This is a genomic window from Allorhizobium borbori (assembly GCF_014196535.1).
Taxonomy (GTDB): Bacteria; Pseudomonadota; Alphaproteobacteria; order Rhizobiales; family Rhizobiaceae; genus Ectorhizobium; species Ectorhizobium borbori.
The window spans coordinates 99,824-126,640 of sequence record NZ_JACIDU010000015.1 but is presented as its reverse complement, the minus strand read 5'-3'; the positions used below and the strand labels follow the sequence as shown (position 1 = coordinate 126,640).

Sequence of the window (26,817 nt, the reverse complement as noted above, 5' to 3'; positions counted from 1 at the left end):
TTTCTAGAGGAATTCGACCTGTAATCTTCGGCAATTGCATATTGTCAGAAAAGGTCCTTCCCATGGCTGTCTGCCGCTTGTCGGAGCAGGAACTGGCGCGCCCGCGTGGCGCGCTGGACGTTTCGTCCTTCATGCTGATGGCGCATTCCGTTCTTGAAACGGCCTTCCAGCCCATTGCGGAAGCCGCGACCGGGCGTTTGACCGCGTGGGAATCGCTGATGCGCGGTCATGACAAGGCCGGCTTTGCCAATCCGCCCGAACTCATCGACCTTGCCCACACGGCCGGCGTGCTGGCCACGCTGGAAAAGCTGATGGTGCGCAAGGCGCTGAAGACTTTTGCCGCCCAACCGGATCGCGGCGGGCGACTTCTTTTCCTCAACCTCGATTCCCGCCTGATCCGTGATGGTGAGGCGCTGGTGCCGGGCCTCATCGATCATCTGGCCGAAGTGGGGCTGCCGGCCACGGCAATCTGCTTTGAACTTTCCGAGCGCTTCGACGTGACGCTCGACCCCGGCTTCCGGCCGCTCATGGAGCGCATGCGCCGCGCGGGCTTCCGCTTTGCCATCGATGATTTCGGTGCGGGCGTCGGCGAAATGAAGCTGCTGTGCGATTATCCCGTCGATTACGTGAAGATCGACCGCTATTTCATCGCCGGCATCGATGCCTCTTCGCGTCGTCGCCATGTCGTCGGCAATATCGTCGCCACCGCTCATCGCCTCAGCGTCAAGGTCGTGGCCGAAGGTGTGGAGACGGCGGGCGAATGCGACACATGCCGCGAACTCGGGGTCGATTATGTGCAGGGCTGGTTTGTCGGCAGGCCGGAAATCGATGTCGCGCCGGAGCGGGAGTTTCCGCATCTGCTGCGCCGGCATGGGGCATCGGCCGTTTCCGGTGGCGCCGACCGCGAACTCATCCTCAACCGCATCGAGTTTCCGCCCAGTCTGTTCGAGGATGAGAATGTCGAGCGCGCCTTCGATATTTTCCACGCCAGTCCGGGGCAGGGCTATCTGCCGATCCTTGCCAGTGATGGCGCGCCGCTCGGCATTTTGAAAGAGGAGCGGCTGAAGGAATATATCTATCAGCCCTTCGGTCGCGATCTTCTGAAGAACAAGGTCTATCACCGGACGGTTGCGCATTTTCTCGATCCTGCCCCGGTCGTGGCGCTCGACATGGCGACGGAAACCATGCTCGGTGTCTTTGCCGGGGTGGAGGCAAGCCCGTGCCTGATGCTGACTGACAACGGCACCTATGCCGGCGTCGTCTCGGCGGCCTCGCTGCTTCGGGTCATGCACGAGAAAAGCCTCAGGGCCGCGCAGGACGAGAACCCGTTGACCGGTCTGCCGGGCAACCGCGCCATTGGCGATTACCTCGCCCGCACGGCGGTGGAAGCGGGGGAGGCGCGCTATTTCTGCTATTGCGATTTTGATCACTTCAAGCCCTTCAACGATCTCTACGGTTTCCAGAAGGGCGATCACGCCATCATGCTGTTCTCGGCCCTCATGCGCCGCTATTTCTTTGCGGAGAGCGCTTTTCTTGGTCATGTCGGCGGGGATGATTTCTTTATCGGGCTGCGCGGCCTTTCCGTCGGTGAGGTTCTGGAAATGCTTGCCCGTCTGACCGGTGATTTCTCTCAGGATGTCGCGGCGCTCTATGCGCCGGAGGCGCGGGCGGCCGGTTTCGTGCGTGGGCGCGACCGTTCGGGCGGGGCGAAGGATTACCCGTTGATGCGTTGCTCCGTCGGTGTTTTGTGCCTGCCCGCGGATGTCGACGTTGCGGGCGCAGACGATCTCGCCGGCGCCATCGCGGCCCTGAAGACGGACGCGAAGAAAAGCGAAAGCGGCCTCTGCCTGCGCCGGTTCGGTGAGGCGGAGCCGGCCTGACGGGCGGCGTGTTTGCGCCTGCCGCGTCAATGGGCCTCCTTTTCAAATGCTCATGACTGATTTATCCCTGTCGCCCATCATAGACCGTTTGCGTTCAAGGGAGATCACGCCCCATGTCTTTGCCCGCCGAAATGCGTTTCGTCGATCTGCCGTCCTTCGGTGCGCCCGAAGTCATGGTTGTTTCAAAGGGGCCGTTGCCGGTTGCCAGGGCCGGTGAAATCCTGGTTCGCGTCGAGGTCGCCGGGGTCAATCGCCCGGACGTCGCCCAGCGCGAAGGGTCTTACCCCGCGCCGAAGGATGCAAGTCCGGTGCTGGGTCTTGAAGTGGCCGGCGAGGTCGTGGCGCTCGGCGAGGGCGTTACCGAATTTGCCGTCGGCGACAAGGTCTGCGCGCTCGCCAATGGCGGCGGCTATGCCGAATATTGCACCGTGCCCGCCGGGCAGGCGCTGCCCTGGCCGAAGGGCTATGACGCCGTGCGCGCCGCTGCCCTGCCGGAAACCTTCTTCACGGTCTGGGCCAACCTCTTCCAGATGGCCGGCCTGACCGAAGGTGAAACCGTGCTCATCCATGGCGGCACCTCGGGTATCGGCACGACGGCCATCCAGCTTGCCCATGCTTTCGGCGCCAGGGTCTTCACCACTGCCGGCTCGAAGGAAAAGTGCGAGGCCTGCGTCAAGCTCGGCGCGACCCGCGCCATCAACTACCGCGAAGAAGATTTCGTCACGGTCATCAAGGAAGAGACCGGCAAGAAGGGCGTCGACACCATTCTCGACATGATCGGTGCCGCCTATTTCGAGAAGAACCTCGCCGCCCTTGCCAAGGATGGCTGCCTGTCGATCATCGCCTTCCTCGGCGGCTTCAAGGCTGAAAACGTCAACCTGACGCCCATCATGGTCAAGCGCCTGACGGTGACCGGTTCCACCATGCGCCCGCGCACGGCGGAGGAAAAGCGCGGCATTCGCGATGAACTCGTGGCCGAAGTCTGGCCGCTCATCGAAAGCGGCAAGGTCGCCCCGGTCATCCACACCGTCCTGCCGCTGGAACAGGTGGTGGACGCCCACAAGCTGATGGAGTCGAGCAACCACATCGGCAAGATCGTCCTGACGCTGTAAGCGAGAGGCAGGATTTATTTGTGTTGTGAGGGAGCGGTTCTGCTCCTTCTCCCCATCGGGGAGAAGGAAGGGCCGTAACTGTTCAGGCCTACACCGCGTCTTCCATCGCCATTCCGATCCGTCCGAAGCCGGGGATCTTCACCGCCGGGCGGAGGAAGTCGAAGCCTGCGGCAAGGCCGAAAAGGTTGATCTCGAAACCGGAACGCAGGCCGACGGAGAGCCCGGCATAACCGCCGAGCGAAAGATGCAGGTCGCGCCCGTCCGGATCGAGCCTGACGAAGGCCGGTCCCGGCAGGTAATCGCGCCCGACGCCATCGGGCGGCAGCACCGCACCGATCTCCGGCACCTCGCGCAGCACATGCGCCACGAACGTGTTCGAGTTCGGTCCGGGCCAGATGCGATAGCCGCCGGGCCGTGCATGGGGATAGGCGGCAATGGCGCTTTCGATCTTCGGGATCAGCCGTTCGGCTTCTTCCCCGCGAATGGTTTTCACGAGACGTGGCGGGTTGGAATACCAGCGCGCATCCGGCGCATAGGCGTTCTTTCGGATCGGCTGGCCCCAGCCCACCTTGTCATAGCGGTCGTAACGGTCGGCATCCTTGCCCTTCAGAACGATCCAGCCGTGGCTGGCGATCGCCCCCTTCAAGCCGCCCGACATGGCCGAGAAGATGTGAATCGTCGCCTCGCGGTCGTCCGATGGCTTCGGCAACATGCCAGTCGCCGACCAGTCGGCCTCCCGCCAGCTTGTCGGCTTGTCCTCCAGCAGCCACAACCCCACAGCCGCGCCTACCGGCAGCAGGTAGAGAAACAGGAAGGCTAGCGAAAGCCATTTGAAAATTCGCATCGGGTCGGTGCATCTCCGTTTGTCTTGTGATCTAACAAACGCAACGAGCATGTCCGAATTGAGGTAGTCCATGTCCAATCCCGTCACAGTTGAAGTGACCCGCGGAAACCGTGTTGAAAGCCGTCACCGGGGGCTGATTGCCGTTGTCGATGCCGATGGCGGGCTGGTGTGGTCGGCGGGCGACGTGGAAGCCGGGGTTTTTCCGCGTTCGGCCTGCAAGGCAATCCAGGCGCTGCCATTGGTGGAAAGCGGTGCGGCCGATGCCTACGGCTTTACCAACCGGGAACTGGCGCTGGCCTGCTCCTCGCACAATGGCGAGGACGGCCATGTGGAAACCGCCGCCGCCATGCTGGCCAGAGCGGGCCGCGATGGCGAGACGCTGGAATGCGGTGCTCACTGGTCGTTCGATCAGGCCACGCTGATCCACCAGGCCCGCACGCTGGAAAAGCCGACGGCACTGCATAACAACTGCTCGGGCAAACATGCCGGCTTCGTCTGCGCCTGCTGCCATCAGGGGATCGAGCCCAGGGGATATGTCAGCTATGAGCACGAACTTCAGCGCCAGATCCGCGCGGCGATGGAGGATGTGACCGGCAGCCTGCTCGGTAGCGACAAATGCGGGGTCGACGGTTGCTCCATCCCCACCTATGCCGTGCCGCTCAAGGGCCTGGCGCAGGGTTTCGCCAAACTGGCGACCGGCACTGGCCTGCCACCCGGGCGCGCGAAGGCCGGGCGGCGGCTGGTCGAGGCCTGCATGGCCGAACCATGGTATGTCGCCGGCACCAAACGCGCCTGCACGCGGCTGATGGAGATCGCGCCGGGCCGCATCTTCGTGAAAACCGGGGCCGAAGGCGTGTTTTGCGCCGCCATTCCCGAACGCGGTCTCGGCATCGCGCTGAAATGTGAGGATGGTACGACGCGGGCTGCGGAAGCCATGATCGGCGCGGTTCTTGCCCGCTTCTTCCGCGAGGATGAAGAGGTCTGCGCCTTGCTGTCCGGCTTCGCGAAACATTCGATGCGCAACTGGAACGGCATTCATGTCGGCGATGTGCGCGTGACCGACGCCCTGTTTAGCTGATGACGATTGCAATCGGAGGAGAAGATCATGTTGACACTTTACACAGCCAAGGGAAGCTGCGGCACGGCGAGCCATATCGCCCTTGAGGAATCGGGCCTGCCATACGAGGCCAAGCTGCTCAATCTGGGCGCCGGCCAGCAACGCGATCCCGATTACCTCAGGATCAATCCCAAAGGCCGTGTGCCGGCCCTCATTACCGCCAGCGGCGTGCTGACGGAAAACCCGGCCATCCTGTTCTACATCGCCAGCATGGCGAGCGCGGTGGATCTTCTGCCGAAGGATGATCCCTTTGCTGTAGCAGCCATCCTGTCGTTCAACGCCTACCTGTCCTCGACGGTGCACGTGGCCCATGCCCATGGACGCCGTGGCTCCCGCTGGGCGGATGCGCCCGAAGCGATTGCCGCCATGCAGGAGAAGGTGGCGGAAAACATGCGCGCCTCCTTCCTGCTCATCGAGGACGAGTATCTCAAGGGCGAGTGGGTGATGGGTTCGGGCTACACGATTGCCGATCCCTACCTCTTCACCGTGGCCGGGTGGCTGAAGGGCGATGGCGTCGATATCGAGGAGTTTCCGAAGGTGGCGGAACACCATGCCCGCATGCTGGAACGCCCGGCAGTGCAGAAGGCGCTGGCAGCCGAGCGCGGCTGAGGGCTTTTGCCGTCCACCGACCAAAAGAAAAGGCGGCGGGTGTGGTCACACCCGCCGCCTTGCGATTAAAGCCGCTTCGTTCAGACGAAGAGGAAATTCGATGCCGAGAGATCGGAGAGATCGACGCCCTTGAGCGTGACGAGATCGCCCTTGCCGAGGTTCAGCAGCACATCGCTGCCGCTCTGATAGGCCAGGCCGCCATCCATGATTTCGGCGAAGCTGTCGATACCGGTGGTGCGACTGCTGATCTGCAGAAGATCGAACTGCGATCCGGTTGCCTGGAAGTCGGTAACCGTGTCCTTGCCGTCGTAAGTATAGAATACGAACGTGTCCTTGCCAGCGCCGCCGGTCAGGATGTCGTTGCCGATGCCGCCAATCAGTGTGTCGTTTCCGGTGCCGCCGATCAGGGTGTCATTGCCGGCACCGCCGTTCAGCGTATCGTTTCCAGCGCCGCCGTTGAGGACGTTGTTTGCCACCGTGCCCGAAATATTGTCGCCATAGTTCGAACCGATGATGTTCTCGATGGAGACCAGCTTGTCGGAAACGACGCCGCTGGAGGCAACGGAGAAGGAATCGGTGCCCGTCACCTTGATCGTGAGCGCGACGCCAGCCTTGGTGTAGTCGATGGTGTCGTTGCCCGCGCCGCCGTCATAGCTGTCCGTGCCGGCGCTGCAATAGAAGCGGTCGTCACCGGCGCCGCCGACGAAGGTGTTGTTGGCGGAGGAGCCGTAGAAAGTGTCGGCCTTGTCCGAGCCGATGATCTTTTCGATGTTGGCCAGCTTGTCGGAGACGACGCCGTTGGTGGAGATCGTGGCGGTGTTCGCTGCGGTGAACTTCACCGTGATGCCGATGCCGGCCTTGGTGTAGTCGACGGTGTCGAAGCCTGTGCCGCCGTCGTAGAAGTCATTGCCGCCGCTGCACAGGAAGGTGTCGTTGCCGCCATTGCCCCAGAAGGAGTTGTTGTTGACGTCACCGCGCACCACGTCGTTGCCGCCGCCGAGGATCAGGTTCTCGATGTTCGAGAGAATGTGGTATTCGCCGAAGGCGCCGCTGGCGCGAACCTGTGTGCTGCCGTTCAGCGAAACGGTAATGGCGCCGTTGTAACCGGAATAGTCGACGGTGTCGGAGCCTTCGCCGCCATCGATCACATCGTTGCCGTAGCTGCCGATGAACAGGTCGTTGCCGGCAAGACCGTAAAACGCTTCAGTCGTACTTGTTCCACGCAGGATGTTGTCGCTCGGGGAACCGACAATGCGAATGACCATCTCAAATACTCCTGAACAATTTACGCGAGGGGTTGTTGGGATGGTTTCTAGTTCTGTTCGGCAAATTTGAAAATAGACGTTCCATAATTGGGATATTTTATCGGATGTAAACCTTAATAGCCGAGCATTTTATTGAATTTGTACTATTTTTTATTTTATTTTAAATTTAACGAAAGGGACCGCAACTCGCCTTGAGTGTTGCGGTCCCCGGAACTGTCGGCAAGGTGTGGCGGCGCGTATCAGGCCGGCTCGGCGGCGCGTCTTTCCCACATGGTCTTGAAGGCAGGGCGGGCCTGCACCTTTTCCAGCCATGCCTTCACATGCGGGAATTTCCCGATGAGCGCGGTCGCCGGCTGGGCGTAACGCACGATCTCGGCGACATTGATATCGGCCACTGTGAAACGGTCGGCGACGACGAAGCCGGTTGCGGCCAGATGGGCGTCGAGCACGCGCAGCGGGCGCTCCAGCAGGCGGCTGGCGGCGGCAACCTCCGCCTTTCCGTCTTCCGCTTCGAGCTTGCCGGCGGCGGCCGTCGAGGAGATGCGCAACGCCTCGGTTTCGAGCGCGGTTGCAGCGAAGAAGGACCACATGCTGGCCTCGGTCTCTTCCTTGAGCGTTGCCGGCGCCAGCGGGCCGCCATGCTTTCTGGCGAGATAGAGGTTGATCGCCATGGATTCGATAACGACGAACCCGTCATCGTCGATCGCCGGGATCAGGCCCATGGGATTCACCTTCAGAAAGGCCGGTGAAAGCGTGTTGACGGGCGCATCGGCAGACAGCGGGTTCTCGAGCCGCCGGGCCTGAAGCACCGGAACGGACGTGAAATCGAGGCCCAGTTCCAGGGCGAGCCAATAGGTGCGTGTAGCGCGGGAGCGATAGGCGCCGTAGATGGTCAGCATATGATGTTCCTGAGGGATGTTTTAAGTTGAAAGCCCGGTTCAGGCTATCATAGGCCCAGAAATGCTTCGATGATACGGTTTATACGGGCGAGTTGCTCGTTATTGGAGCGGGATAGAAGCTGATTTATCCGGTTGGTCAGGCGGCCTCTTTCGCCGGGAAGGGCGGTGCTTTCGTCAGCACCGAAAAGAACGGCCACGGGCACATCCAGCGCTTCGGCGATGCGTTCTGCCGTGGTGAATGTCGGAGCCGCCGCGCCGCGTTCGATCTTGCCGATCGTCTCCATGCTCACATTCACCCGTTCGGCGAGCTGCTCTTGTGTGAGCCCGTTCGCCTTGCGGTAGTTTCTGACGTTTTTTCCAAACAGGATTGGTAACTGCATCGCGTCCTCTTAGCGATGAGAACGTCTGAAACTTGCGTTGGTTGACAGGATGTAAAACTTCTTATTTTCGTTGAAAGGAACCAAAAAGACGTGTTATCAGATTTGTGAAGTAAGACTACTGACGGTGGGTTGTAGTATGACGTTAATATTGCCTACCTTGATTGCTTTAATGGCAATCGGCAGTGTTCTGGTTGTGTTTTACATCTTCTGGTGTATAAACATTCGCCCGCGGTTGCCGTCCGAGAGGGAGGCGCAACGACTTGCTGGCTGGATGAAAAATACTTTCGGCGCCACCGCCGTTGCTGAGGCTATGGACCGGGTGTATTCGGCCCGCGACGACGAAGAGCGCCGCCGCTGGTACCGTGTCACCCTTTATCTCAGGGGGCGCCGCTAATCAGGAGGCGCGTCAACCCGCGCGATTGGCGGAAATCGAAAGATGCGAATAGCGGTCCGCGCCGTCGATCAGGTCGCGACTGGCCTGCTTGTTCCACAGAAAGCCGGCAATCGCGCCGCCTGGCGTCGCCTCGATGAGGTTGTTGGCGATGACGGCGGTCCCCACGCCCTCTGCCACGGAAACGGCGATACCGACCGGCGCATGGCGGATGATGTTGTTCATGGCCGAAACATTGCGCAGATAGGGGCCCCAGCCGAGAAGCATGCCCCATTTCGGCACATTCTCCACCACGTTTCCCGAAATGATCGTATCGGCTTCCGCCGAAATGCCCACGCCGAAGCCGTTCTCGGTGGTGTAGGGACCGTCCGCCACAAGGTTGCGGACGATGTTGTTGGCAATGGTCGCCAGCCGGCCGCCCTCATTGAAATTGACGACGGCAATGCCGTTGGCTGCACCATCGACGATATTGCCGGAGATCATCGCACCCTCGAAACCGAACTCGGCATAGATCGCCATCTCGCCGCTTTTCAGGCACTGGTTGCCGGTGATGAGCACGTTGGAGGCGGCGTTCGCCCGGATGGCCGAAAAGGCACATTCACTGATGTGATTGCCGGAAACGAGCACGCCATCGGCCCTGAACAGGTTGATGCCATTGCCGAACTGGCCGGTGCCGCCGCTGCGGGCATGGATGCGTTCCACCCGGTTGCCCTGAAGGATGGTGTTGTCCGGCCCCTTGGTCCAGCGATGCACGAGAATGCCGCCATCGCCGCAATCGGAAACCGTGTTTCCCGTGATGGAAAGGCCTGTACTTTCAACAGCATAAAGCCCGTATGCTTGCGCACCGGAAAGCCGCGAGCGCTCCACGCGCCCACCGCAGCGCTCAAGTTGAAGCGCAGTCTTGCGCGCTCCGGCGATGGAACAGTTGTCGATCGTGACGGACTTCACCGCGCGACAGTGCACCAGTGCCGGCGTGTCGTCGCTCAGCCAGCCGTTCGCTCCGTCGATCGCTATATTGGAAAGCGTGATGGCATCGGCACCCTCCGCGCGGAAGAGGAAGCCTTCGCCATCATAGAGAATGCGCGAAGCGCCGGGAACACCGGTCAGGTGCGTGCCGGCGGGCAGGGTAATGTTGGAAACGCGGTAATCGCCCGGCGGAAGGAAGACCGGCACCTTCGCCGCTGTCGCCTTGTCGATGATCGCCTGAAACTTGCGGCTCTGATTGCCGCCTGTGCCGGCTTTCATGCCGAGCGTGCCGGCATCGAGAGAACCGCGCAGATCCACCGGCGTAATGACGGCGCGCTCGGCGGCAGCCGCACGGGCCGCCGTCAGCGTCATCGGCAATCCTGCAAGCAGTGCGATCGTCTGGCGTCTCGAAATCATGCAACTCTCCCTGTCAGGGACAGGCAAGCAGTTTTCGTGCCAGGCGTTACTACCCCTAAATCAAGGGGCTTTACGACAAGCTTTCATGATTCCATTAAATAGAAATAAGGATTCATATCCTATTACTGTACGGACACAATCAGTGACCCCGGCAAAATGCCGGGAACAGGAAAACATGAACGACGCCCCGCAAATTGGTGCCGACCTTTCAGATGACGCCCGTTATGCAACGCAATCTGCGTCCGTTGCAGCGCGTCTCGTCGAGCTTTGCGCCGAAGGAAAGGGCTCCGATAGTTGCTCGCTTGTGCTCTTCGACCAGATTCCCTTCATTTTTTACATGAAGGATCTGGATGGCCGGTTCGTGCTGGCCAATCGCCGGGCGCTGGAAATGATCGGCGTCGAGAGGGAGGCTGACCTTTACGGCAAACGGGCCGATGCGTTCTTCAGCGGCGAAACGCTCGATCGGCTCATGCGCGTGGAAAGCGAGATCCTGGCCGGCAACGCGGTGTCGCTGGATACGGAAATCGAAAAGCCGATGAGCACGGACGGCGCGGGCTGGATGCTGCTGGTGCATTCGCCACTCAGGGATGCCAATGGCAGCATCATCGGGGTGGTCAGCTTCGGGCGTGACATTACCGTCCGCAAGCGCGCCGAGTTCATGCGCAAGGGCCACGCCGCCCTCCTGGAACAGATCGCGCGGGGCCTGCCACTGGCAACGATTCTCGACGGGCTTGTCCGGCTGGTCGAGGCCCAGTTGACCGATATCCGGGCATCCATTCTTCTTTACGATGAGGAAACCGGTCGCCTGCGCCATGGCGGGGCCCCCACGCTTCCTGCCGAATACACGGCGCTGATCGACGGGGTGCAGGCGGGCAACAATGTCGGCTCCTGCGGCACGGCGGCCTGGCTGCGCAAGCCGGTCATCGTATCCGACACCCTTACCGACCGGCGCTGGGCCGATTTTGCATTGATTGCGAAACGCTTCGGCCTGCGCTCCTGTTGGTCGACGCCGATCATCGACGGACCCGGAACGCTTTACGGCACCTTCGCGCTTTATTCCGGCACGGTGCGTGAGCCGAGCGAACTGGAGCTGGAAATCACCGCCATGGCGACCGACCTTGCGGCCATCGCCATCGCCCGCGCCCGCACGGAAGAGCGGGTTCGCCATCTGGCCAACCACGATGCGCTGACGGGCCTGCCCAATCGCCGTTACTTCCTTGAAAGCTTTGCCGACACTATCGATGCCGCCGGCGAGACGGGGCGTCATCTGGTCATCGCCTATTTCGATCTCGACGGCTTCAAGCAGATCAACGATACGCTTGGCCACGGGGTTGGCGACAATGTGCTGCGGGAAATCGCAACGCGCCTGAAGCAGAGCGTGCGCGGCTCCGATCTTGCCGTGCGGCTCGGCGGCGATGAATTTGCCGTGGTCATGCCCTGCGAAGCTGTCGAGGAGGCGCAACTCCTCGAACGCCTGCACCAACTCGAGGATACCTTTGCCCTGCCCATCCGATGCGGCGAGCGCACGGTGGCCTGCAGCGGCAGCATGGGCGTTGCCGTCTTCCCGCGCGACGGCGATACGCCGGATGCCCTTCTGGCGAAGGCCGATGCCGGCATGTATGACGCCAAGAAGAAGCGTGCGCGGCGCCACAAGGGCGAAGTCATTCGCCCGTTCTGAATGTTCTCGTCGCATTCTCCTGTGCAGAAGTGACCACGTTTCGGCTGGAAACGTTCCGGAAGCCTGCGTCAAAACGCGCAGGCCCATGGCCCCGGACGATTTGCTCCAGATCAAAGCAACAGATTCCATTTCCGCTAATCTTTCTCTCGAAACAAATGGAGGGTTAGATGCTTCGTCTTGCGGCTGTTCTTTACGTACTTGTGGCGACCGTGCTTGGCGGATCTGCCGTTATTGCTGTCATGGCAGTGGGCATGATGAAGGGTTGGCAGATTGCAGGCGCGTTCGGCGTCGGTCTGGTCGTTTCGTTGCCCATCGCGCTGGTGCTCGGCAAGAAAATGTATTCGGCGCTCAATGCACCCTCGGCTGGCTCAACGGTTCGCCACGCCTGACAATATGTCGAGTATTTCCGGCAAGGTAAAAAAGCGGCCTTGCTGGAATAAGTAAGAAAAAAGGGACGGAGCGCTCGGGGCGCTCCTGTGGTCGAAGCCGCCGCGATCTCAGCGGGCACGGCGGCTTCGAAAACGCTCTCGCCGCGCAGCAAGGCGGGAAGACGGAATGCGGGTCGCTGCGAACTTGTGATGACGGGCGTTTTGGCGGGGCCTGAGCATCGATATCGGTTTGCGCACCCGTTCTGGCCGTCCGGTGAACTCTGGTTCCCGGACGGTCTTTTTTTGCCTGCTGTTCAGCCCGCGCCCGGACCGGACATTGGGGTGCGGCACAGATTCTCCCGCCGGGCATTGGCCGAGAGCATCGCTTCGAAATTGCACACGAACAGATCGTAAAGCCTTGCAAAGGCGTCAATATCCGCCTGCGGCCAATCGGCCACGGCCTGCCGGATCACGCCATCCTTGATGGTGTGCATCTCGCCAAGCAGCCGCTGGCCGAGATCGGTGAGTTCGATCACCGAGCGCCGCCCATCCGCCTGCGAGGCCATGCGGCGCAGAACGCCGCTCGACACCATTTCCGCCACCAGACGGCTGCCGCGCGAAGGGTCGATGCGCAATTGCTCGGCAATGGCACCCACGGTTGCCTCGCCTTCGATGCGGCGAACTGCATCCAGCACGTCCACATGGCTGAGTTCGAGACCCGGCGTCACATTGGCCAGCGCCAGCCGGCTGATGAGGCGGCGGCCGATGAGAATGCGCATACGCGACATCGTGAGGGCGATCGAGTCGATCCCATCCGCCACCGCACCCTGATCTTTTCCGCAACCGTCTTTCATCGTCTCTCCTCGAAAGGGCGTCTCTTCCATAGCGCAGTCGTGGTTTCGTGTCATTGACAACTATATGCTAACGGCACATAAATTGACCAAACTCAAACGGACCCGCCCCCATGGATATGAAAAATACGGATATGGTTCCCCTCGTGGCGGACAAGGGGCGGCGTCTTACCGTTTTCGTCTTTCTGCTGACGGCCATGTTCATGGCCACACTCGACAACCAGATCGTCTCCACGGCGCTGCCGACCATCGTGTCGGAATTTGGCGAAATGGAGCGGTTCGGCTGGGTGGGGTCGGCGTATCTGCTCGCCACCAGCGCCGTCATGCCGGTCTATGGCAAGCTGGGCGATCTCTTCGGCCGCAAATACGTGATGATCGCGGCGATCCTCATCTTCGTCGCGGGCTCGCTCGCCTGCGGCATCGCGCCCTCCATGGATATGCTCATTGCCGCCCGCGTGCTGCAGGGGCTTGGCGGCGGCGGCATCATGGTGTCGATCTTCTCCATCAATGCCGATCTGTTCGAACCGCGCGAACGCGCCCGCTACCAGAGTTACTCCAGCCTCGTCATCATGGCGTCGGGCGCCACGGGGCCGATTCTGGGCGGCACGATCAGCGATCTGTTCGGCTGGCGGGCGATCTTCCTCGTCAACCTGCCCATCGGCATTGCCGTGGTTACGGCGCTGATGCTGCTCTTGCCCTATCGTCGCCCGCATCGACAGCCGAAAATCGACTATGCCGGTGCCGTGCTTCTGGCCGCCTTCGTGTCGAGCGTCGTGCTGTGGACGGATTCCGTCTCGATTTTCGGCTCTCTGGCTGCACCCGAGGCACTCGCCATTCTGGCCGCGGGCTTCGTCTGCCTGCTCCTGTGGGTGCGGGTGGAACGCCGCGCGGCGGAACCCATCATGCCGGTCTATCTGTTCCGCGATCCCGCTTTTCCGCTGCTTCTGACGGTTTCGGTCATGAGCGGTGCGCTCGGCATCGGCCTCGTCAACTATTTCGCGCTGTTCCTGCAAACCACCACCGGCCTGCCGCCGGCCAGGGCAGGGGCCTTCTTCATTCCGCTCACCGGCGGCATCGTGCTGGGGTCGCTTTTTGCCGGGCGGATGATTTCGAAGACGGGGCGTTACCGCACCTTCTCCATCGTTGGCCTCAGCCTCGCCATCTGCGTCTTCATCGCCTTCACGCAGGTCACGCCGCAAACGCCGCTTGCCCTCGTCGCCCTGCTGTTTGCCCTGCACGGCATCGGCGTGGGGCTTGGTCAGCAGGTGCCGATCACCGGCGTGCAGAACGCCGTTCCGAAGCGCGATGTCGGTGCCGCGACCGGTTCTGTGACGCTGACGCGTATGTCCGGTGCGGCGGTCGGGATCTCGATCTACGGCGCCATCGTGGCTTACGGGGTCGGCCACCACACCGCGGCCATTCCCGGCGTTGAAAACCCGGCGGCCCTGTCTCCTGCCGCTCTCGCCGCCCTGCCGGAAGCCGCCCGCGCCGCCGTCGCTTCGGCCTATAGTGCCGCCTTCCTGCCGCTCTTCATCACCTGCATCGGCATCGCCGCCATCGGCCTCGTCGCTGCCCTTCTGCTCAAGCCCGTACCGTTGCCGGTGGCGGCAAGGGGCAAGGCGGAAGACGCGGCATAAGCCACACCGCCTCCTTCCATTTTCGCGCGTCATGCCTATCTTTGGGGGCATGAAACCGGAAGCGCTGCTGCACCCCACACCCGCCGGCCTATATTGCCCGCCCGGCGATTTCTATATCGATCCGGTGCGGCCCGTGGCGCGGGCGCTGATTACCCACGGCCATTCCGACCATGCCCGTCCGGGCCATGGCAAGGTCATGGCCACGCGCCGCACGCTGGAGATCATGAAGATCCGCATGGGTGAGGGCTTCTGCGGTGCATCCGAAGCCATCGGTTTTGGCGAGACGCGCGACATCGATGGTGTCAATGTCACCTTCCATCCCGCTGGCCATGTGCTGGGTTCCGCCCAGATCGCGGTGGAAAAGGATGGGCTGCGGATCGTGGTCTCCGGTGATTACAAGCGCGGTCTGGATGCCACCGCCGAACCCTTCGAACCCGTGCCCTGCGATGTCTTCATCACCGAAGCGACCTTCGGCCTGCCGGTCTTCAACCATCCCGACCCCCGCACGGAAATCGGCAAGGTGCTGGAATCGCTGGCAGTCTTTCCGGAACGCACGCATCTGATCGGCGCCTATTCGCTCGGCAAGGCCCAGCGCGTCATCAGGCTTCTGCGCGATGCGGGTTACGGGCCGCCGATCTACCTGCACGGTTCGATGGAGCGTCTTTGCGCCTGGTATGAGGCGGAAGGCGTGGCGCTCGGCGATCTGCGTCCGGCGACGGTCGAAAAGGGGGCGGCCGTCGATTTTCGCGGCGCCATCGTCATCGCTCCACCCTCGGCGCTTCAAGACCGCTGGACGCGACGCTTCAACGATCCGCTGCCCGCCTATGCCTCCGGCTGGATGACGGTGAGGAACCGCGCCCGCCAGATGGGGGCGGAATTGCCGCTGGTGATCTCCGACCATTGCGACTGGGGGGAGTTGACCGGCACGATCCGCGAGCTTCAGCCGCAGGAGGTCTGGGTCACGCATGGCCGCGAGGAGGCGCTGGTGCGCTGGTGCTCGCTCGCCGGCATCGCCGCCAAACCGCTGCATCTCGTCGGCTACGAGGAGGAGGGGGAGTAATGCGCCGCTTCGCCCATCTGCTCGACCGCCTTCTGGTCACGCCGTCGCGCAACGGCAAGCTGGCGCTCCTGTCCGAATATTTCCGCACCGCGCCCGATCCGGATCGCGGCTATGGCCTGGCCGCGCTTGCCGGCACGCTGACGCTGAAAAGCGTGAAGCCGGCGCTGATCCGCGAACTTGTGGCCGAGCGCATGGACCCGATCCTCTTTCAGTGGTCCTATGATTATGTCGGCGATCTCGCCGAAACCGTGTCGCTGGTCTGGAAACCGGAGGGCGAGCCGGGCGATCCCGGCCTCGGTGAAACCATCGAGGCGATGAACGCGCTGGGGCGCACGGAGGTCCGTGGTTTCGTGCGCGCCATGCTCGACCGGCTGGAAACCTCGCCGCGCTTCGCCTTCATCAAGCTCGTCACCGGCGGGCTTCGCATCGGTGTTTCAGGCCGCCTCGCGCGGCAGGCGCTGGCCGATGCCTTCGGGCGCGGGGTGGACGATCTGGAAGCCGTGTGGCACGGCGTTTCCCCGCCCTATGGCGATCTCTTCGCGTGGCTGGAAGGCCGTACCGCCGAACTGACGATCGAAAGCCCCGCCGTCTTCCGTTCGCCGATGCTGGCGACGCCGGTCGGCGAGGGCGATCTCGAGAAACTCGACCCCGCCGATTTCGCCGCCGAATGGAAGTGGGACGGCATCCGCATCCAGCTCGTGAAATCGGGCGCCACCTGCCGGCTCTATTCCCGCTCCGGCGACGATATTTCCGCCGCGTTTCCCGAGGTTCTGGCCGACGATACCTTCGAAGGCGTCATCGACGGCGAGCTTCTGATCGGCGGCACGGCACGCAGCAATGCCGCCACCCGCACCTTTTCCGATCTCCAGCAGCGGCTGAACCGCAAGACGGTGACCCGCAAGCTGATCGATGAATTCCCGGCCTTCATCCGCGCCTATGATCTGCTCGACGAGGGCGGCGTGGACCGCCGCGACCTGCCCTTTGGCGAGCGCCGTCAACGGCTGGAGGATGTGGTTTCCCGCCTGCCGCACGACCGGTTCGATCTCTCGCCGCTCGTGTCGTTCACGGGTTGGGACGAACTGGACCGGCTGCGCTCCACCCCGCCCGATCCGGTGATCGAGGGCGTGATGATGAAACGCTGGGACAGTCCCTATCAGGCGGGCCGCGCCAAGGGCCCCTGGTTCAAGTGGAAGCGCAATCCCTATAATGTCGATGCCGTGCTGCTCTATGCCCAGCGCGGCCATGGCAAACGCTCCGGTTATTACTCCGACTTCACCTTCGGCCTCTGGCGCGATGGCGAGGCGGGGCCGGAACTCGTGCCGGTCGGCAAGGCCTATTTCGGCTTCACCGATGCCGAGCTGGAAGTGCTCGATCGCTTTGTGCGCGAAAACACGGTGGAGCGCTTCGGCCCGGTGCGCTCGGTGCGGGCGGAGCCCGGCTTCGGCTTCGTGGTGGAACTCGCCTTCGAAGGCATCCAGCGTTCGACGCGTCATCGCTCGGGTGTGGCGCTGCGCTTTCCCCGCATCGCGCGGCTGCGTGCCGACAAGCTGCCGGCGGATGCCGACAGGCTTGCGGTGCTGGAAGCCATGCTGCCGCCCTGACGAGTGGGCGGCTTACTTCTTGGGATGCGCGTTCAAAACCTCGGCGCAACGCGAAAGGCTGAGGCCTTCGCCGTCCGTATCCCGCGAGGCGCGGATGGAGGCGATGCGGCGATCCGGCGTTTCGGTGATCTGCAACTCGCAGAAAAGCGCCTGATATTGCGGCGGCGAAATCATCTGCGGCTGCGCCGGCGGATAGGCGCCGACCGTGGTCGTCCGCGTCACAACCCTGCCGGGCGCCACTTCCTCGCGAACGGTGGTGGTCGTCGCTTTCGCAGGCGTCGGGCTGGAATAGGTTGGCGCGATGTAGCGGGTCGTATCGCCGCCGCGCCAGGTGTGGATCACGCTGCCATTGCCGAGCTGGTAGCTGGAAAGCGGCGGGCCATATTGCGTGAAGAACAGGTCGGTCGGCTGGCCGATCCAGCGTGACTGGATGACCTGCTGGGCCTCTTCCGTGGTGGTGCAGCCGCTCAATGCGGCGATGGCGATGGCCGCAATGGCGGCGAAACGAATTTTCATGCTCCCGAACCCCTCTCGATGGACGGCCGCACCGTAAGGGCGAGTGGAGGCCGGCAGCAATCCTTGCGGCGCGGTCATCCCAGTCTTCGTTGTTGACGGCATGCGTCACGCGCCAGTTTCGCGAAAGCCGGGGGCGATAGACAGGGGATGACGTCATCTTGCACGAACGGTTCCCATGCACAGCTTCCGCCCCAGCCTTCGCCGCGTTCCCGGCCTTGTTGCCGGTCTTGCCGCCGTCCTGTCGCTCAGCGGCTGCCTTTTCGTCACCGACACCAGCCGCATGAACCCGGATGTCTTCGTTCAGGAGACGATGCCGGTCTTCTATTCGCAGGATGGAACGCAGGTGGCGCAGAACCCGGCCAAGGTGCAGCCCATTCGTCCGGAAGCCAGGGCGCCGCAGAAGCGCAACATCTACCAGACCCAGTTCCACCAGACCTATGGCATGCCGGTCACCAATCCGCTGCACAGGGCCATGTATGGCGTCATTGCCGATGATGGCCACACCCTGCCGGAAATTCCGCTGCAGCGCGTCGACCAGCGCTATCTGCGCCAGGAAGTCGATTACCAGACGGCGGAAAAGCCCGGCACCATCGTGGTCGATACGGCCCAGAAGTTTCTCTATCTCGTGCAGCCGGGCGGTCGGGCGATCCGCTATGGCGTCGGCCTTGGTCGTGACGGCTATGCATGGTCGGGCCGCGGCGTGATCCAGTACAAGGCGAAGTGGCCGCGCTGGACGCCGCCGCAGGATATGGTGTCGCGCCAGCCCGAACTGCGTACGGTATCCGCCGCCAATGGCGGCATGGTGCCCGGTCTCAACAACCCGCTTGGCGCGCGCGCGCTCTACATTTTCAAGGGCGGCAAGGATACGCTCTATCGTATCCACGGCACGCCGGACTGGCAGTCCATCGGCAAGGCAACCTCGTCGGGTTGCGTGCGCATGTTCAATCAGGATGTCATCGATCTCTTCGACCGCGTCGGCGGCAAGGCGGAAATCGTCGTCCTGTGAAAGTCACACCGCCTGCAAATCGGCGTGAAGGATCACATTAACCATAGCGGCCGCGCGAAAGCGGGCCTATGAACAGCAAGGGCCGGAACCATTCGGCCCTTTGCCCGTTTCGGGGTGTATTTCCTTTTGTGGGTTTTCCGTATTGTCGATGGATCAGACTTTCTTCCTCTCCCGCCGCCGGTTCCTTTCACTCGCTGCCACAGCTTCCGCCGCCGGTCTTGCCGGTTGCGTGTCGCCGAACCAGCAGGTCATCTACAGCGATCCGCGCCGTCCGATCACGCCGCCGCCGGTTGGTCCCTCCGGCAGTCGCACACCCGAACTCGATGCCATGTACGGCCAGATCGAGGATGGCGGCTTCGTCATTCCCGCAGTGCCCTACTGGAAAATCCCCTCGCGTTTCTATCGCCAGCAGGTGGTTGATCCGACGGGCGAGGCGCCCGGCACGGTGGTGGTCGATACGCCCTCGCGCTTCCTCTATCTCGTCGAACCCGGTGGCATGGCGATGCGCTACGGCGTCGGCATCGGTCGCGAGGGCTTTGCCTGGAGCGGTGCAGGCGTCATCCAGTGGCGTCAGAAGTGGCCGAAATGGACCCCGCCGGACGAAATGATCGCCCGTCAGCCGGAGCTGGAGCAATATTCCTCGCGCAATGGCGGCATGCCGCCGGGCCTCATGAACCCGCTCGGTGCCCGCGCGCTCTATATCTTCCAGAACGGGCAGGACACGCTTTACCGCCTGCACGGCAATCCCGAATGGAATTCCATCGGCAAAGCCGTGTCGTCAGGCTGCGTGCGCCTGCTCAACCACGATATTCTCGATCTTTACGAGCGCGTGCCCACCAAGGCCCGCATCATCGTCTGGCAGTAAGGGAAAGCGCCGCCCGATGAATGTCTCGCAAAGGCGCACAGCGGCTTTGCGATACGGCATGTTTCAGGTCTGGGCGGCGTCCAGCCGCGTGCGCAACGCTTTGAGGGTGTCGCGCAGCGCGGCCATTTCCGCGAAGCTGCATCCTGTGGCGGCACCGAACCCCATCATCACATCGATGGCCTTTTCCTTCAGCGCTGCGCCCTGCGGTGTCAGCGACGCCGTCACCTGACGTTCGTCGGCGCTGTCGCGCGTCCGCGTAACGTGACCGGCCTGCTCAAGCCGCTTGAGCAGCGGTGAAAGCGTGCCGGAATCGAGCCCCAGCCTCTCGCCCAGAACCTTCACCGGCAGATGGTCCGTTTCCCACAGAACCATCATGGCCAGATATTGCGGATAGGTGAGGCCGAGCGGTTCCAGCAGCGGCTTGTAGGTGCGGTTCATGGCCAGCGATGCGCCGTAAAGCGCAAAGCAAAGCTGGCGGTCCAGCACCAGTTCTTTTGCGAGCGCCTCTTTCCCTTCCATGAACCTGTCCTATGTTCTTCTGTGGCGATGACGCCTGAAATCACGCCTGAATTGTCGCAAGCGCGGCATAAAAATGCAATGCGCAAAAAACAGTTGCGCGCAATTTAATTGTGCGATACATAATTAGCCATAGCACAGCCGGCGGGGCCGGCGCCAACCGAAGGAGACAGACAATGGCAATTCTCTACACCACCAGCGCGACAGCAACCGGCGGCGGACGTTCGGGTCGCTCCAGGACGGAAGACGGCGTTCTCGATGTTCAGTTGACCGTTCCCAAGGAACTGGGCGGTGATGGCGCGCGCGGCACCAATCCCGAGCAGCTTTTCGCCACCGGCTATTCCGCCTGCTTCCTCGGCGCGCTGCGCTTCGTGGCCGGTCAGAAGAAGGTGAAGATCCCGGACGATACCACGGTTTCCGCCAAGGTCGGCATCGGCCCGCGTGACGATGGCACCGGCTTCGGCATCGAAGTGGCGCTGACGGTCGACATTCCCGGCCTTGACCGCGATCTGGCGGAATCGCTTGTCGCTGCCGCCCACATCGTCTGCCCCTACAGCCATGCCATGCGCACCGCAACCGAAGTGCCGGTCACGCTGGCCTGATGGAACGGGTTGGCCTGATTGAAAAAGGCGGCGCTTTCTGGCGTCGCCTTTGTTCCTGCCGCCGGTTGCGGTCGCTGCCGGTCACTCCGGCGTCTGGATGATGACGCCGCGCCAGCCAAGGCCTTCATAGGTCTCGTAGCCCGGCGTGGTATGATGGGCGATAAGCCGCCCATGCTTGGACAGGGCCCAGCCCTGCGGCCCGTGGGCCATGCCCTCGATGCGTTCGGTGAGAATGCCCATGCCGTCCGAGGCGGCGATGACGCGATTGTTCCGGTCGGTGATCAGCACGCGGCTGTTGCGGCGTTCGTCGTCGGTCAGGCGCACGCCCTTGACGATGAGATCCGATTGCGCCTGCCAGTCGAAATGGATGGCGAGCAGGCCGAGCGGCTTGCCGTTCGCCCGGCCGCCGACCCGCACCGGTGTTGTATAGGTGGCGACGATCGCGTCGCCCAGAAGCGGTTCGCGGGAAACGTCCTCGGCGTGGAAATCGTCGCCGGTCGAAAGCGACAGGCCGCGGCGAAACCAGCTTCGGTCGTTCACGCTCTCGCCCGTCACGGCAAACTGGCCGCGCCTGGCGGAGGCCACCACCTTGCCGCTAGTATCGCACAGCCAGAGATCGGTATACGCCGTATAGGCCCGCAGGATGGTTTCCAGCCGTTCCGCGGCAAAGGCGAATGCCTCGTTGCCGGGTTCCGCCAGCGCAGTGACGAAGGCGGAATCGGTCGCCCACCAACGCACGTCGCAGGTACGCTCGTACAGATTGCGATCAGCGATCTCGATGGCGTTCAGCGCAAGGTCCACCAGCCGCTGGCCGTTGCTGCTCTCGTTCATCACCCGCGCCAGATGCGACATGGCGTCGATTTCCTCGGCCAGTTCCGCTTCCAGCGCCTTGGAGAGAATTTCCACCTCTTCGGAAATATTGCGCACTTCCTGGCTGACGACCGCAAAACCCCGTCCGGCCTCACCGGCGCGCGCTGCCTCGATCAGTGCGTTGAGCGCCAGCATCCGCATGCGCCGGTTGATGGCGCGGATTTCACTGACCTTGCCAACGGCGATATCGCGCACTTCCTCCGACTTGCTGGAGATATCGCTGATGGAAACGGTGGCTGCACTCATGGGGGTGGGCTCGCTCGGGTTGCAAGGCAACAACAATGCTGCATTGCACTTAACAAACCGCAAATGCCTTGCGGAGCAGGGTCACTCTCCGGATTTTGGCGGTGCCGATATGTCCAGCAGGCCGCGGCGCAGGCTGTCGGCATCGATGGCGGTGAGGTCCGCCTCGATTTCACCATGCAGGCGTTTCCATTCCGGCAACGCCGCCACCAGAACCGCCATGCCCGCATCGGTCAGGCGCAGGCGCCTGCCGCGCTTGTCGCGTGCGTCGGTTTCCACATTCACCCAGCCCTGTCGCTCCAGCGGCTTCAGCGCTGCCGTCAGCGTCGTGCGGTCCATGGCCAGCAGGCTGGCGACCGGCGCAATGGTCGGCGGTTCCGGCCGGTTCAGCGCCATCATCAGCGAAAATTGCTGGTTCGTCAGGCCGAACGGCTTCAGCGCCGCATCGAACCGGCGGGCCAGCGCGCGGGCCGCGCGCTGCGCATGCAGGCACAGGCAGGTATCCTTGACATGGAGCGTGGTGGCGAAGGGAATCACTTGCGGATTTGACATGGTGCAAATATGTTTATATCAACCTATATCGTCAAGGATCGTGATGTCGCACAAGGAGGGCGTGGCATGCAAGGGAGTTTCATCTGGTATGAACTGATGAGCGCGGACACGGCAGCCGCCACGGCATTTTACGGCGCTGTCGTGGGCTGGGAGGCGAAGCCCCAGGGCGAGCCGCACGGCGATTACACCATTTTCAGCGTTCCCGGTTTCGAAATGGGCGTGGCCGGCATGATGGCGATCAACCCGGACATGGCCTGTTCCGGCGCGCGTCCGGGTTGGATAGGCTATATTGCCGCCAATGATGTGGATGCGACCGTCGCCGAAATCGTCGCCACCGGCGGCAGGCTGCTCAAAGGGCCGGAGGACATTCCCGGCGGCATCGGCCGTTTCGCGGTGGTCAACGATCCGCATGGCGCTGTCTTCTGCCTGTTCCGGCCCAACATGCCCGAGGGACCGCTGCCAGCCTCTGCCGCGCCCGGCAGCCAGGGCACTTTCGGCTGGCGCGAGCTTTATGCCGGCAACCGGGAGGCGGACTTTGCCTTCTATTCCCGTCTGTTCGGCTGGGAGAAGAGCCTTGCGGTCGATATGGGCGACATGGGCATCTACCAGTGCTTCGACCTTAAAGGCCAGGGGCTCGGCGGCATGATGACGGCGACGCCGGACATGGGACCGCCCACCTGGAACTATTACATCAATGTCGATGGCATCGAGGCTGCGGCGGCCCGTGTGGCGGCAGCCGGCGGCAAGGTGCTGCACGGCCCGCAGGAAGTGCCGGGCGGTTCCTTCATTCTCAACTGTCTGGACAGGGAAGGCGCGCTCTTCTCGCTGGCCTCGATGACGCGCTGAACTTTTGCAGGTCTTTCCGGTTGCGGAACGTCTGCTTTCATGGCCCTATAGGTTCATGGACGCGCGGGGCGCGCGTTCAGGGCGGCGATCGGGGAGACGGGAATGCCGGAAGAGTTCGGGCAGTTCATCTGGTACGAACTGATGACCACGGATGTTGCAGCCGCCGCTGCCTTTTACAAGGCGGTGGCCGGCTGGAGCGCCAAGACGGTCAACATGCCGTCGATGGATTACACGGTGCTGGAAGTGGCGGGCGAACCGGTCGGCATCGGCGGAATACTGGAGTTGCAGGCCATTCATCTGGCTGAAGGCATTCCGCCGAACTGGACCGGCTATATCCTCATTGACGATGTGGACCTCTGCCTTGCCGATCTCGTCATGCTCGGCGGGTCGGTGCGTCGCCAGCCGGAAGATATTCCGGGGGTCGGGCGTCTTGCGGTGGTCGCCGATCCCTTCGGCGGGGTTTTCATCGTCTTCACGCCGGTGCCGATGGAGAACCCGCTACCCTGCGTCACGCCGGGCAAGCCGGGCACGGTGGTCTGGAACGAGCTTCTGGGCGGCGATCCGGATGTGGTCTTTCCCTTTTACGAAAAGCTGTTCGGCTGGAAGAAGGCCGAGGCCATCGATATGGGCGAAAAGGGTACCTACCAGCTCGTTTCCATCAATGGCGAGGTGTGCTGCGGCATGATGAGGAAGCCGGACGAATGCCCGATGGCCTTCTGGAGCTTCTATGTCGCGGTGGACAGTCTCGATGCCGCACTGGCCCGCATTACCGACGCGGGCGGCGCCATCGTTTTCGGTCCGCGTGAAGTGTTCGGCGACCGCTGGATCGCCCAGGCGACCGATCCGCAGGGCGCCTATTTCAATGTCGTGGCGGAGAAGCGCTGAGGCTGCTCCGCCCGTTGCCCGTCAGATGGCGTGGGCCAGTTCGTATTCGATGTAGAGATCGCGCAGCCGTGCCGTCATCGGTCCCGGCTTGCCGTCGCCGATGGCCTTGCCGTCGATGGAGACGACCGGCATGACGAAGGCTCCGGCGGACGAGATGAAGACCTCTGCAGCCTCCAGCGCTTCCTCGGGTGTGAAGCCGCGTTCCTCCACCTTGATCTGGGCATTGCGCGCAACGTCGAGGATGGAGGCGCGGGTGATCCCATGCAGCAGCGCGTTGGAAAGCGCCCGTGTCACCAGCGTTCCGTCCTTCGTGATGATGTGGGCGTTGGAAGAGCCGGATTCGGTGATCACGCCGTCTTCCACGAACAGCACGTCATCCGCGCCCTGCCGCTTCGCTTCCATCTTGGAAAGCGACGAATAGAGAAGCTGGACGGTCTTGATCTGGCGGTTGGCCCAACGGCCTTCGGGCATGGTGATGACGGCGATGCCTGTCTTCCACTTCGGATTGTCGAGCACCGGGCGTGCCTGGGTGAACATGACGAAGGTGGGCGTCAGATCGTCCGAGTAGAAGAAGTCGCGGTCTTCCGCGCCGCGCGAGATCTGCAGATAGATAGCGCCATCGGTGAGGTTGTTGCGGGCGAGGATTTCGCGGTGAAGGGCCAGCAGGCTCTCATCCGTGAAAGGATGCGGAATGCCGATGGAATCGAGCGATCGCTTCAGCCGCTCGGCATGGCCCGCGTACCCCACGAGCTTGCCGCCGACAACGGCCGTCACCTCGTAGATGGCATCGGCGAAGAGGAAGCCGCGATCGAAGACGGAAACCTTGGCCTCGGTCTCGTCGACCCACGCGCCATTGACATAAACAATTCTCGCCATCGGATGCTCCGCAATGCCTTGTTCGTTCATGCGCCACAGGGACCGGGCGCGACGGTTGCTTATGGTTGCGGAACATGCCGCGAATGTGGCGGCGCGGGAGAGGGAGGGGCCCTCCAGCTTCCGCGCCTCATTGGAATCCGGAGGAAGAGGCCCTCCTCCTTCTCCTGATCGGGAGAAGGTCGCGGCAGCGGGATGAGGGGGACGGAAAAGGAACCCGTCGCGCAGGCCATTTCATCCGGCCCTTCGGGCCACCTTCTCCCCGAGGGAGAAGGAAATCCGGCGAGGTTCCCGCGCCGCCCTTACCGCTTCAGGCTTCCCAGAATGCCGCGCACGATCGCGCGACCGAGTTGGGTGGCCACGGTGCGGGTCACGCTCTTCATGGCCGCTTCGATCACCGTTTCGCGCTGATAGCCGCCGGTGCGGGCCTTCGGCCTTGCTTCGGCGCTGTCTTCGGCCGGCTTGTCGCCGAAGCCGGGCAGGGTCCAGCGACCGCCGGCAGAGCCTTCCTGCACGCCGTTCTTGCGGCGTTCCTCCTCCGCCTTTTTCGCCGCTTCGGCTTCCGCTGCCTTGGCGGCGCGGGCGTTCAGCATTTCGAAGGCGGATTCGCGGTCGATATCCTTGTCGTAGAGGCCGGATACCGGGCTGGTTGCGATGATGCCGGCACGCTCCTGATCCGTCAGCGGTCCGACGCGGGCGGAGGGCGGGCGCACCAGCGTGCGTTCCACCATGGTCGGCGCGCCCTTGCCCTCCAGCGTCGAAACCAGCGCCTCGCCGGTGCCGAGCGCGGTGATCGCTTCCGCGGCGTTGAAGGCCGGATTGGGGCGGAACGTATCGGCGGCGGATTTCACCGCCTTCTGCTCGCGCGGCGTATAGGCGCGCAGGGCGTGCTGCACACGGTTGCCAAGCTGGGCGAGGATCGTTTCCGGCACGTCGAGCGGGTTCTGCGTGACGAAATAGACGCCGACGCCCTTGGAGCGGATGAGGCGCACCACCTGTTCCACGCGCTCCACCAGCACCTTCGGCGCATCGTTGAACAGAAGATGGGCTTCATCGAAGAAGAAGACGAGGCGCGGTTTTTCCGGATCGCCGATCTCAGGCAGTTCCTCGAAGAGTTCGGAGAGCAGCCACAGCAGGAAGGTGGCGTAAAGGCGCGGGTTCATCATCAGCTTGTCGGCGGCAAGCACGGAAATCGTACCCTTGCCCTCGTGATTGACCCGCATGATGTCCTTGATGTCGAGCGCCGGCTCACCGAAGAAATGCTGCGCGCCCTGCTGCTCCAGAATAAGCAGGCCGCGCTGGAGCGAACCGACGGAGGCCTTGGAAATCAGGCCGAACTGGTTGGAAAGCTCGCTGGCATGCTCGGCCATGTAGTTGAGCATGGCCTGAAGGTCCTTCAGGTCGAGCAGCGGCAGGCCGCCCTGATCGGCAATCTTGAAGGCGATGTTGAGCACGCCCTCCTGCGCTTCCGACGCATCCATGAGCCGGGCCAGAAGCAGCGGGCCCATTTCCGCAATGGTGGTGCGAACCCGGTGGCCCTTTTCGCCGTAAAGATCCCAGAAAATCACCGGAAACTGATCGAAGGTGAGATCGGTAAAGCCGATCTGCTCGGCGCGGGCCGTAACCCATCCCTTTGGCTCGCCCTTGGCGGCAATGCCGGAAAGGTCGCCCTTGATATCGGCGGCAAAGACCGGCACGCCGGCGCGGGCAAAGCCCTCGGCCATCACCTGCAGCGAAACCGTCTTGCCGGTGCCGGTTGCGCCGGTCACGAGGCCATGGCGGTTGCCGAACTTCAGTTCCAGATATTCACCCTTGTTAAGGCTTTCATCGGGGTTGCGGCTGGTGCCGATATAGAGCTTGCCGTCCTGAAGCATGATGCTGGTCTCTCCTTACCGGTCATCCCGGAAATGGGCGAAGCGGATTTCTTCCGCAATGGCGTCGATGATCGCTTGAACTTTGCCTGCGGCG

Annotated in this window: 26 protein-coding genes; 14 read left to right on the top strand and 12 right to left on the bottom strand. The window is 62.7% G+C overall.

Going from position 1 to position 26,817, the window contains the following annotated elements; all coding sequences use genetic code 11:
• Positions 1-62 precede the first annotated feature (62 nt).
• On the top strand, positions 63-1,880 hold the full coding sequence (locus GGQ66_RS17395) for a bifunctional diguanylate cyclase/phosphodiesterase (protein ID WP_306414081.1): 1,818 nt from the start codon (positions 63-65) through the stop codon (positions 1,878-1,880).
• A 113-nt stretch (positions 1,881-1,993) separates the two neighbouring features.
• On the top strand, positions 1,994-2,992 hold the full coding sequence (locus GGQ66_RS17390; RefSeq protein WP_183794004.1) for an NAD(P)H-quinone oxidoreductase: 999 nt from the start codon (positions 1,994-1,996) through the stop codon (positions 2,990-2,992).
• Between the two features lie 88 nt (positions 2,993-3,080).
• Here the strand turns inward: GGQ66_RS17390 and GGQ66_RS17385 are convergent, their stop codons facing one another.
• Positions 3,081-3,836, bottom strand: coding sequence for a DUF3750 domain-containing protein (locus GGQ66_RS17385; protein WP_183794003.1), 756 nt, complete (start codon positions 3,834-3,836; stop codon positions 3,081-3,083).
• A gap of 70 nt (positions 3,837-3,906) precedes the next feature.
• Here GGQ66_RS17385 and GGQ66_RS17380 point away from each other — a divergent pair, with 70 nt between their 5' ends.
• Positions 3,907-4,914 carry an asparaginase gene (locus GGQ66_RS17380; protein WP_183794002.1) on the top strand — a complete coding sequence of 336 codons (1,008 nt, stop codon included), beginning with the start codon at positions 3,907-3,909 and terminating at the stop codon, positions 4,912-4,914.
• Positions 4,915-4,941: 27 nt separating this feature from the next.
• Positions 4,942-5,562 (top strand): glutathione S-transferase family protein, encoded by a 621-nt coding sequence (locus GGQ66_RS17375; RefSeq protein WP_183794001.1) that lies wholly within the window; start codon positions 4,942-4,944, stop codon positions 5,560-5,562.
• 80 nt (positions 5,563-5,642) lie between these two features.
• Here GGQ66_RS17375 and GGQ66_RS17370 read toward each other — a convergent pair whose 3' ends face one another.
• The 4 genes from GGQ66_RS17370 to GGQ66_RS17355 all read right to left on the bottom strand — a co-directional run bounded on the left by GGQ66_RS17370 (position 5,643) and on the right by GGQ66_RS17355 (position 9,880).
• Positions 5,643-6,827 carry a calcium-binding protein gene (locus tag GGQ66_RS17370; protein WP_183794000.1) on the bottom strand — a complete coding sequence of 395 codons (1,185 nt, stop codon included), beginning with the start codon at positions 6,825-6,827 and terminating at the stop codon, positions 5,643-5,645.
• 239 nt (positions 6,828-7,066) lie between these two features.
• On the bottom strand, positions 7,067-7,726 hold the full coding sequence (locus GGQ66_RS17365; RefSeq protein WP_183793999.1) for a glutathione S-transferase family protein: 660 nt from the start codon (positions 7,724-7,726) through the stop codon (positions 7,067-7,069).
• A 47-nt stretch (positions 7,727-7,773) separates the two neighbouring features.
• Positions 7,774-8,106: a helix-turn-helix domain-containing protein gene (locus GGQ66_RS17360; protein ID WP_183793998.1), complete on the bottom strand. Its 333-nt coding sequence runs from the start codon at positions 8,104-8,106 to the stop codon at positions 7,774-7,776.
• A 406-nt stretch (positions 8,107-8,512) separates the two neighbouring features.
• Complete coding sequence (locus GGQ66_RS17355; protein ID WP_183793997.1) at positions 8,513-9,880, bottom strand: TIGR03808 family TAT-translocated repetitive protein; 1,368 nt, start codon at positions 9,878-9,880, stop codon at positions 8,513-8,515.
• A gap of 175 nt (positions 9,881-10,055) precedes the next feature.
• Between GGQ66_RS17355 and GGQ66_RS17350 the strand changes: the two genes are divergently transcribed.
• The gene (locus GGQ66_RS17350) at positions 10,056-11,558 is read left to right on the top strand and encodes a sensor domain-containing protein (RefSeq protein WP_183793996.1); all 1,503 of its coding nucleotides are present in this window, start codon (positions 10,056-10,058) and stop codon (positions 11,556-11,558) included.
• A gap of 167 nt (positions 11,559-11,725) precedes the next feature.
• Positions 11,726-11,947: a hypothetical protein gene (locus tag GGQ66_RS17345; protein WP_183793995.1), complete on the top strand. Its 222-nt coding sequence runs from the start codon at positions 11,726-11,728 to the stop codon at positions 11,945-11,947.
• Positions 11,948-12,240: 293 nt separating this feature from the next.
• On the opposite strand, the gene GGQ66_RS17340 is transcribed toward GGQ66_RS17345, so the two are convergent.
• Positions 12,241-12,780: a MarR family winged helix-turn-helix transcriptional regulator gene (locus GGQ66_RS17340; RefSeq protein WP_183793994.1), complete on the bottom strand. Its 540-nt coding sequence runs from the start codon at positions 12,778-12,780 to the stop codon at positions 12,241-12,243.
• Positions 12,781-12,890: 110 nt separating this feature from the next.
• On the opposite strand from GGQ66_RS17340, the gene GGQ66_RS17335 reads away from it, so the two are divergent.
• Genes GGQ66_RS17335 through GGQ66_RS17325 form a run of 3 tightly spaced genes read left to right on the top strand, consistent with a single transcriptional unit; the run spans position 12,891 to position 17,075 of the window.
• Positions 12,891-14,414: an MDR family MFS transporter gene (locus tag GGQ66_RS17335; protein ID WP_183793993.1), complete on the top strand. Its 1,524-nt coding sequence runs from the start codon at positions 12,891-12,893 to the stop codon at positions 14,412-14,414.
• Between the two features lie 49 nt (positions 14,415-14,463).
• Positions 14,464-15,474 carry a ligase-associated DNA damage response exonuclease gene (locus GGQ66_RS17330; RefSeq protein ID WP_183793992.1) on the top strand — a complete coding sequence of 337 codons (1,011 nt, stop codon included), beginning with the start codon at positions 14,464-14,466 and terminating at the stop codon, positions 15,472-15,474.
• Positions 15,474-17,075 (top strand): cisplatin damage response ATP-dependent DNA ligase, encoded by a 1,602-nt coding sequence (locus tag GGQ66_RS17325; protein WP_183793991.1) that lies wholly within the window; start codon positions 15,474-15,476, stop codon positions 17,073-17,075. The genes GGQ66_RS17330 and GGQ66_RS17325 overlap by 1 nt, the downstream gene beginning before the upstream one ends.
• Positions 17,076-17,087: 12 nt before the next feature.
• Here the strand turns inward: GGQ66_RS17325 and GGQ66_RS17320 are convergent, their stop codons facing one another.
• Positions 17,088-17,591 carry a hypothetical protein gene (locus tag GGQ66_RS17320; protein ID WP_183793990.1) on the bottom strand — a complete coding sequence of 168 codons (504 nt, stop codon included), beginning with the start codon at positions 17,589-17,591 and terminating at the stop codon, positions 17,088-17,090.
• 175 nt (positions 17,592-17,766) lie between these two features.
• Here GGQ66_RS17320 and GGQ66_RS17315 point away from each other — a divergent pair, with 175 nt between their 5' ends.
• Positions 17,767-18,597, top strand: coding sequence for a L,D-transpeptidase (locus GGQ66_RS17315; protein ID WP_183793989.1), 831 nt, complete (start codon positions 17,767-17,769; stop codon positions 18,595-18,597).
• Between the two features lie 142 nt (positions 18,598-18,739).
• Positions 18,740-19,462: a L,D-transpeptidase gene (locus tag GGQ66_RS17310; protein ID WP_370686378.1), complete on the top strand. Its 723-nt coding sequence runs from the start codon at positions 18,740-18,742 to the stop codon at positions 19,460-19,462.
• A gap of 63 nt (positions 19,463-19,525) precedes the next feature.
• Here GGQ66_RS17310 and GGQ66_RS17305 read toward each other — a convergent pair whose 3' ends face one another.
• On the bottom strand, positions 19,526-19,981 hold the full coding sequence (locus GGQ66_RS17305; protein ID WP_183793987.1) for a MarR family winged helix-turn-helix transcriptional regulator: 456 nt from the start codon (positions 19,979-19,981) through the stop codon (positions 19,526-19,528).
• Between the two features lie 173 nt (positions 19,982-20,154).
• Between GGQ66_RS17305 and GGQ66_RS17300 the strand changes: the two genes are divergently transcribed.
• Entirely contained in the window at positions 20,155-20,580 is a 426-nt protein-coding gene (locus GGQ66_RS17300; RefSeq protein WP_183793986.1) for an organic hydroperoxide resistance protein, read from the top strand.
• Between the two features lie 81 nt (positions 20,581-20,661).
• On the opposite strand, the gene GGQ66_RS17295 is transcribed toward GGQ66_RS17300, so the two are convergent.
• Together GGQ66_RS17295 and GGQ66_RS17290 are read right to left on the bottom strand one after the other, a co-directional pair.
• Positions 20,662-21,696, bottom strand: a complete 1,035-nt coding sequence (locus GGQ66_RS17295) for a methyl-accepting chemotaxis protein (RefSeq protein WP_183793985.1) — start codon at positions 21,694-21,696, stop codon at positions 20,662-20,664.
• An 81-nt stretch (positions 21,697-21,777) separates the two neighbouring features.
• Positions 21,778-22,245, bottom strand: coding sequence for a MarR family winged helix-turn-helix transcriptional regulator (locus GGQ66_RS17290; protein WP_183793984.1), 468 nt, complete (start codon positions 22,243-22,245; stop codon positions 21,778-21,780).
• A 66-nt stretch (positions 22,246-22,311) separates the two neighbouring features.
• Between GGQ66_RS17290 and GGQ66_RS17285 the strand changes: the two genes are divergently transcribed.
• Positions 22,312-23,091, top strand: a complete 780-nt coding sequence (locus GGQ66_RS17285; RefSeq protein WP_183793983.1) for a VOC family protein — start codon at positions 22,312-22,314, stop codon at positions 23,089-23,091.
• A 102-nt stretch (positions 23,092-23,193) separates the two neighbouring features.
• Positions 23,194-23,976, top strand: a complete 783-nt coding sequence (locus tag GGQ66_RS17280) for a VOC family protein (RefSeq protein WP_183793982.1) — start codon at positions 23,194-23,196, stop codon at positions 23,974-23,976.
• 21 nt (positions 23,977-23,997) lie between these two features.
• Here GGQ66_RS17280 and GGQ66_RS17275 read toward each other — a convergent pair whose 3' ends face one another.
• Together GGQ66_RS17275 and GGQ66_RS17270 are read right to left on the bottom strand one after the other, a co-directional pair.
• On the bottom strand, positions 23,998-24,852 hold the full coding sequence (locus GGQ66_RS17275; protein ID WP_183793981.1) for a D-amino-acid transaminase: 855 nt from the start codon (positions 24,850-24,852) through the stop codon (positions 23,998-24,000).
• 299 nt (positions 24,853-25,151) lie between these two features.
• On the bottom strand, positions 25,152-26,723 hold the full coding sequence (locus GGQ66_RS17270; protein ID WP_183793980.1) for a helicase HerA-like C-terminal domain-containing protein: 1,572 nt from the start codon (positions 26,721-26,723) through the stop codon (positions 25,152-25,154).
• Positions 26,724-26,817: the final 94 nt, after the last annotated feature.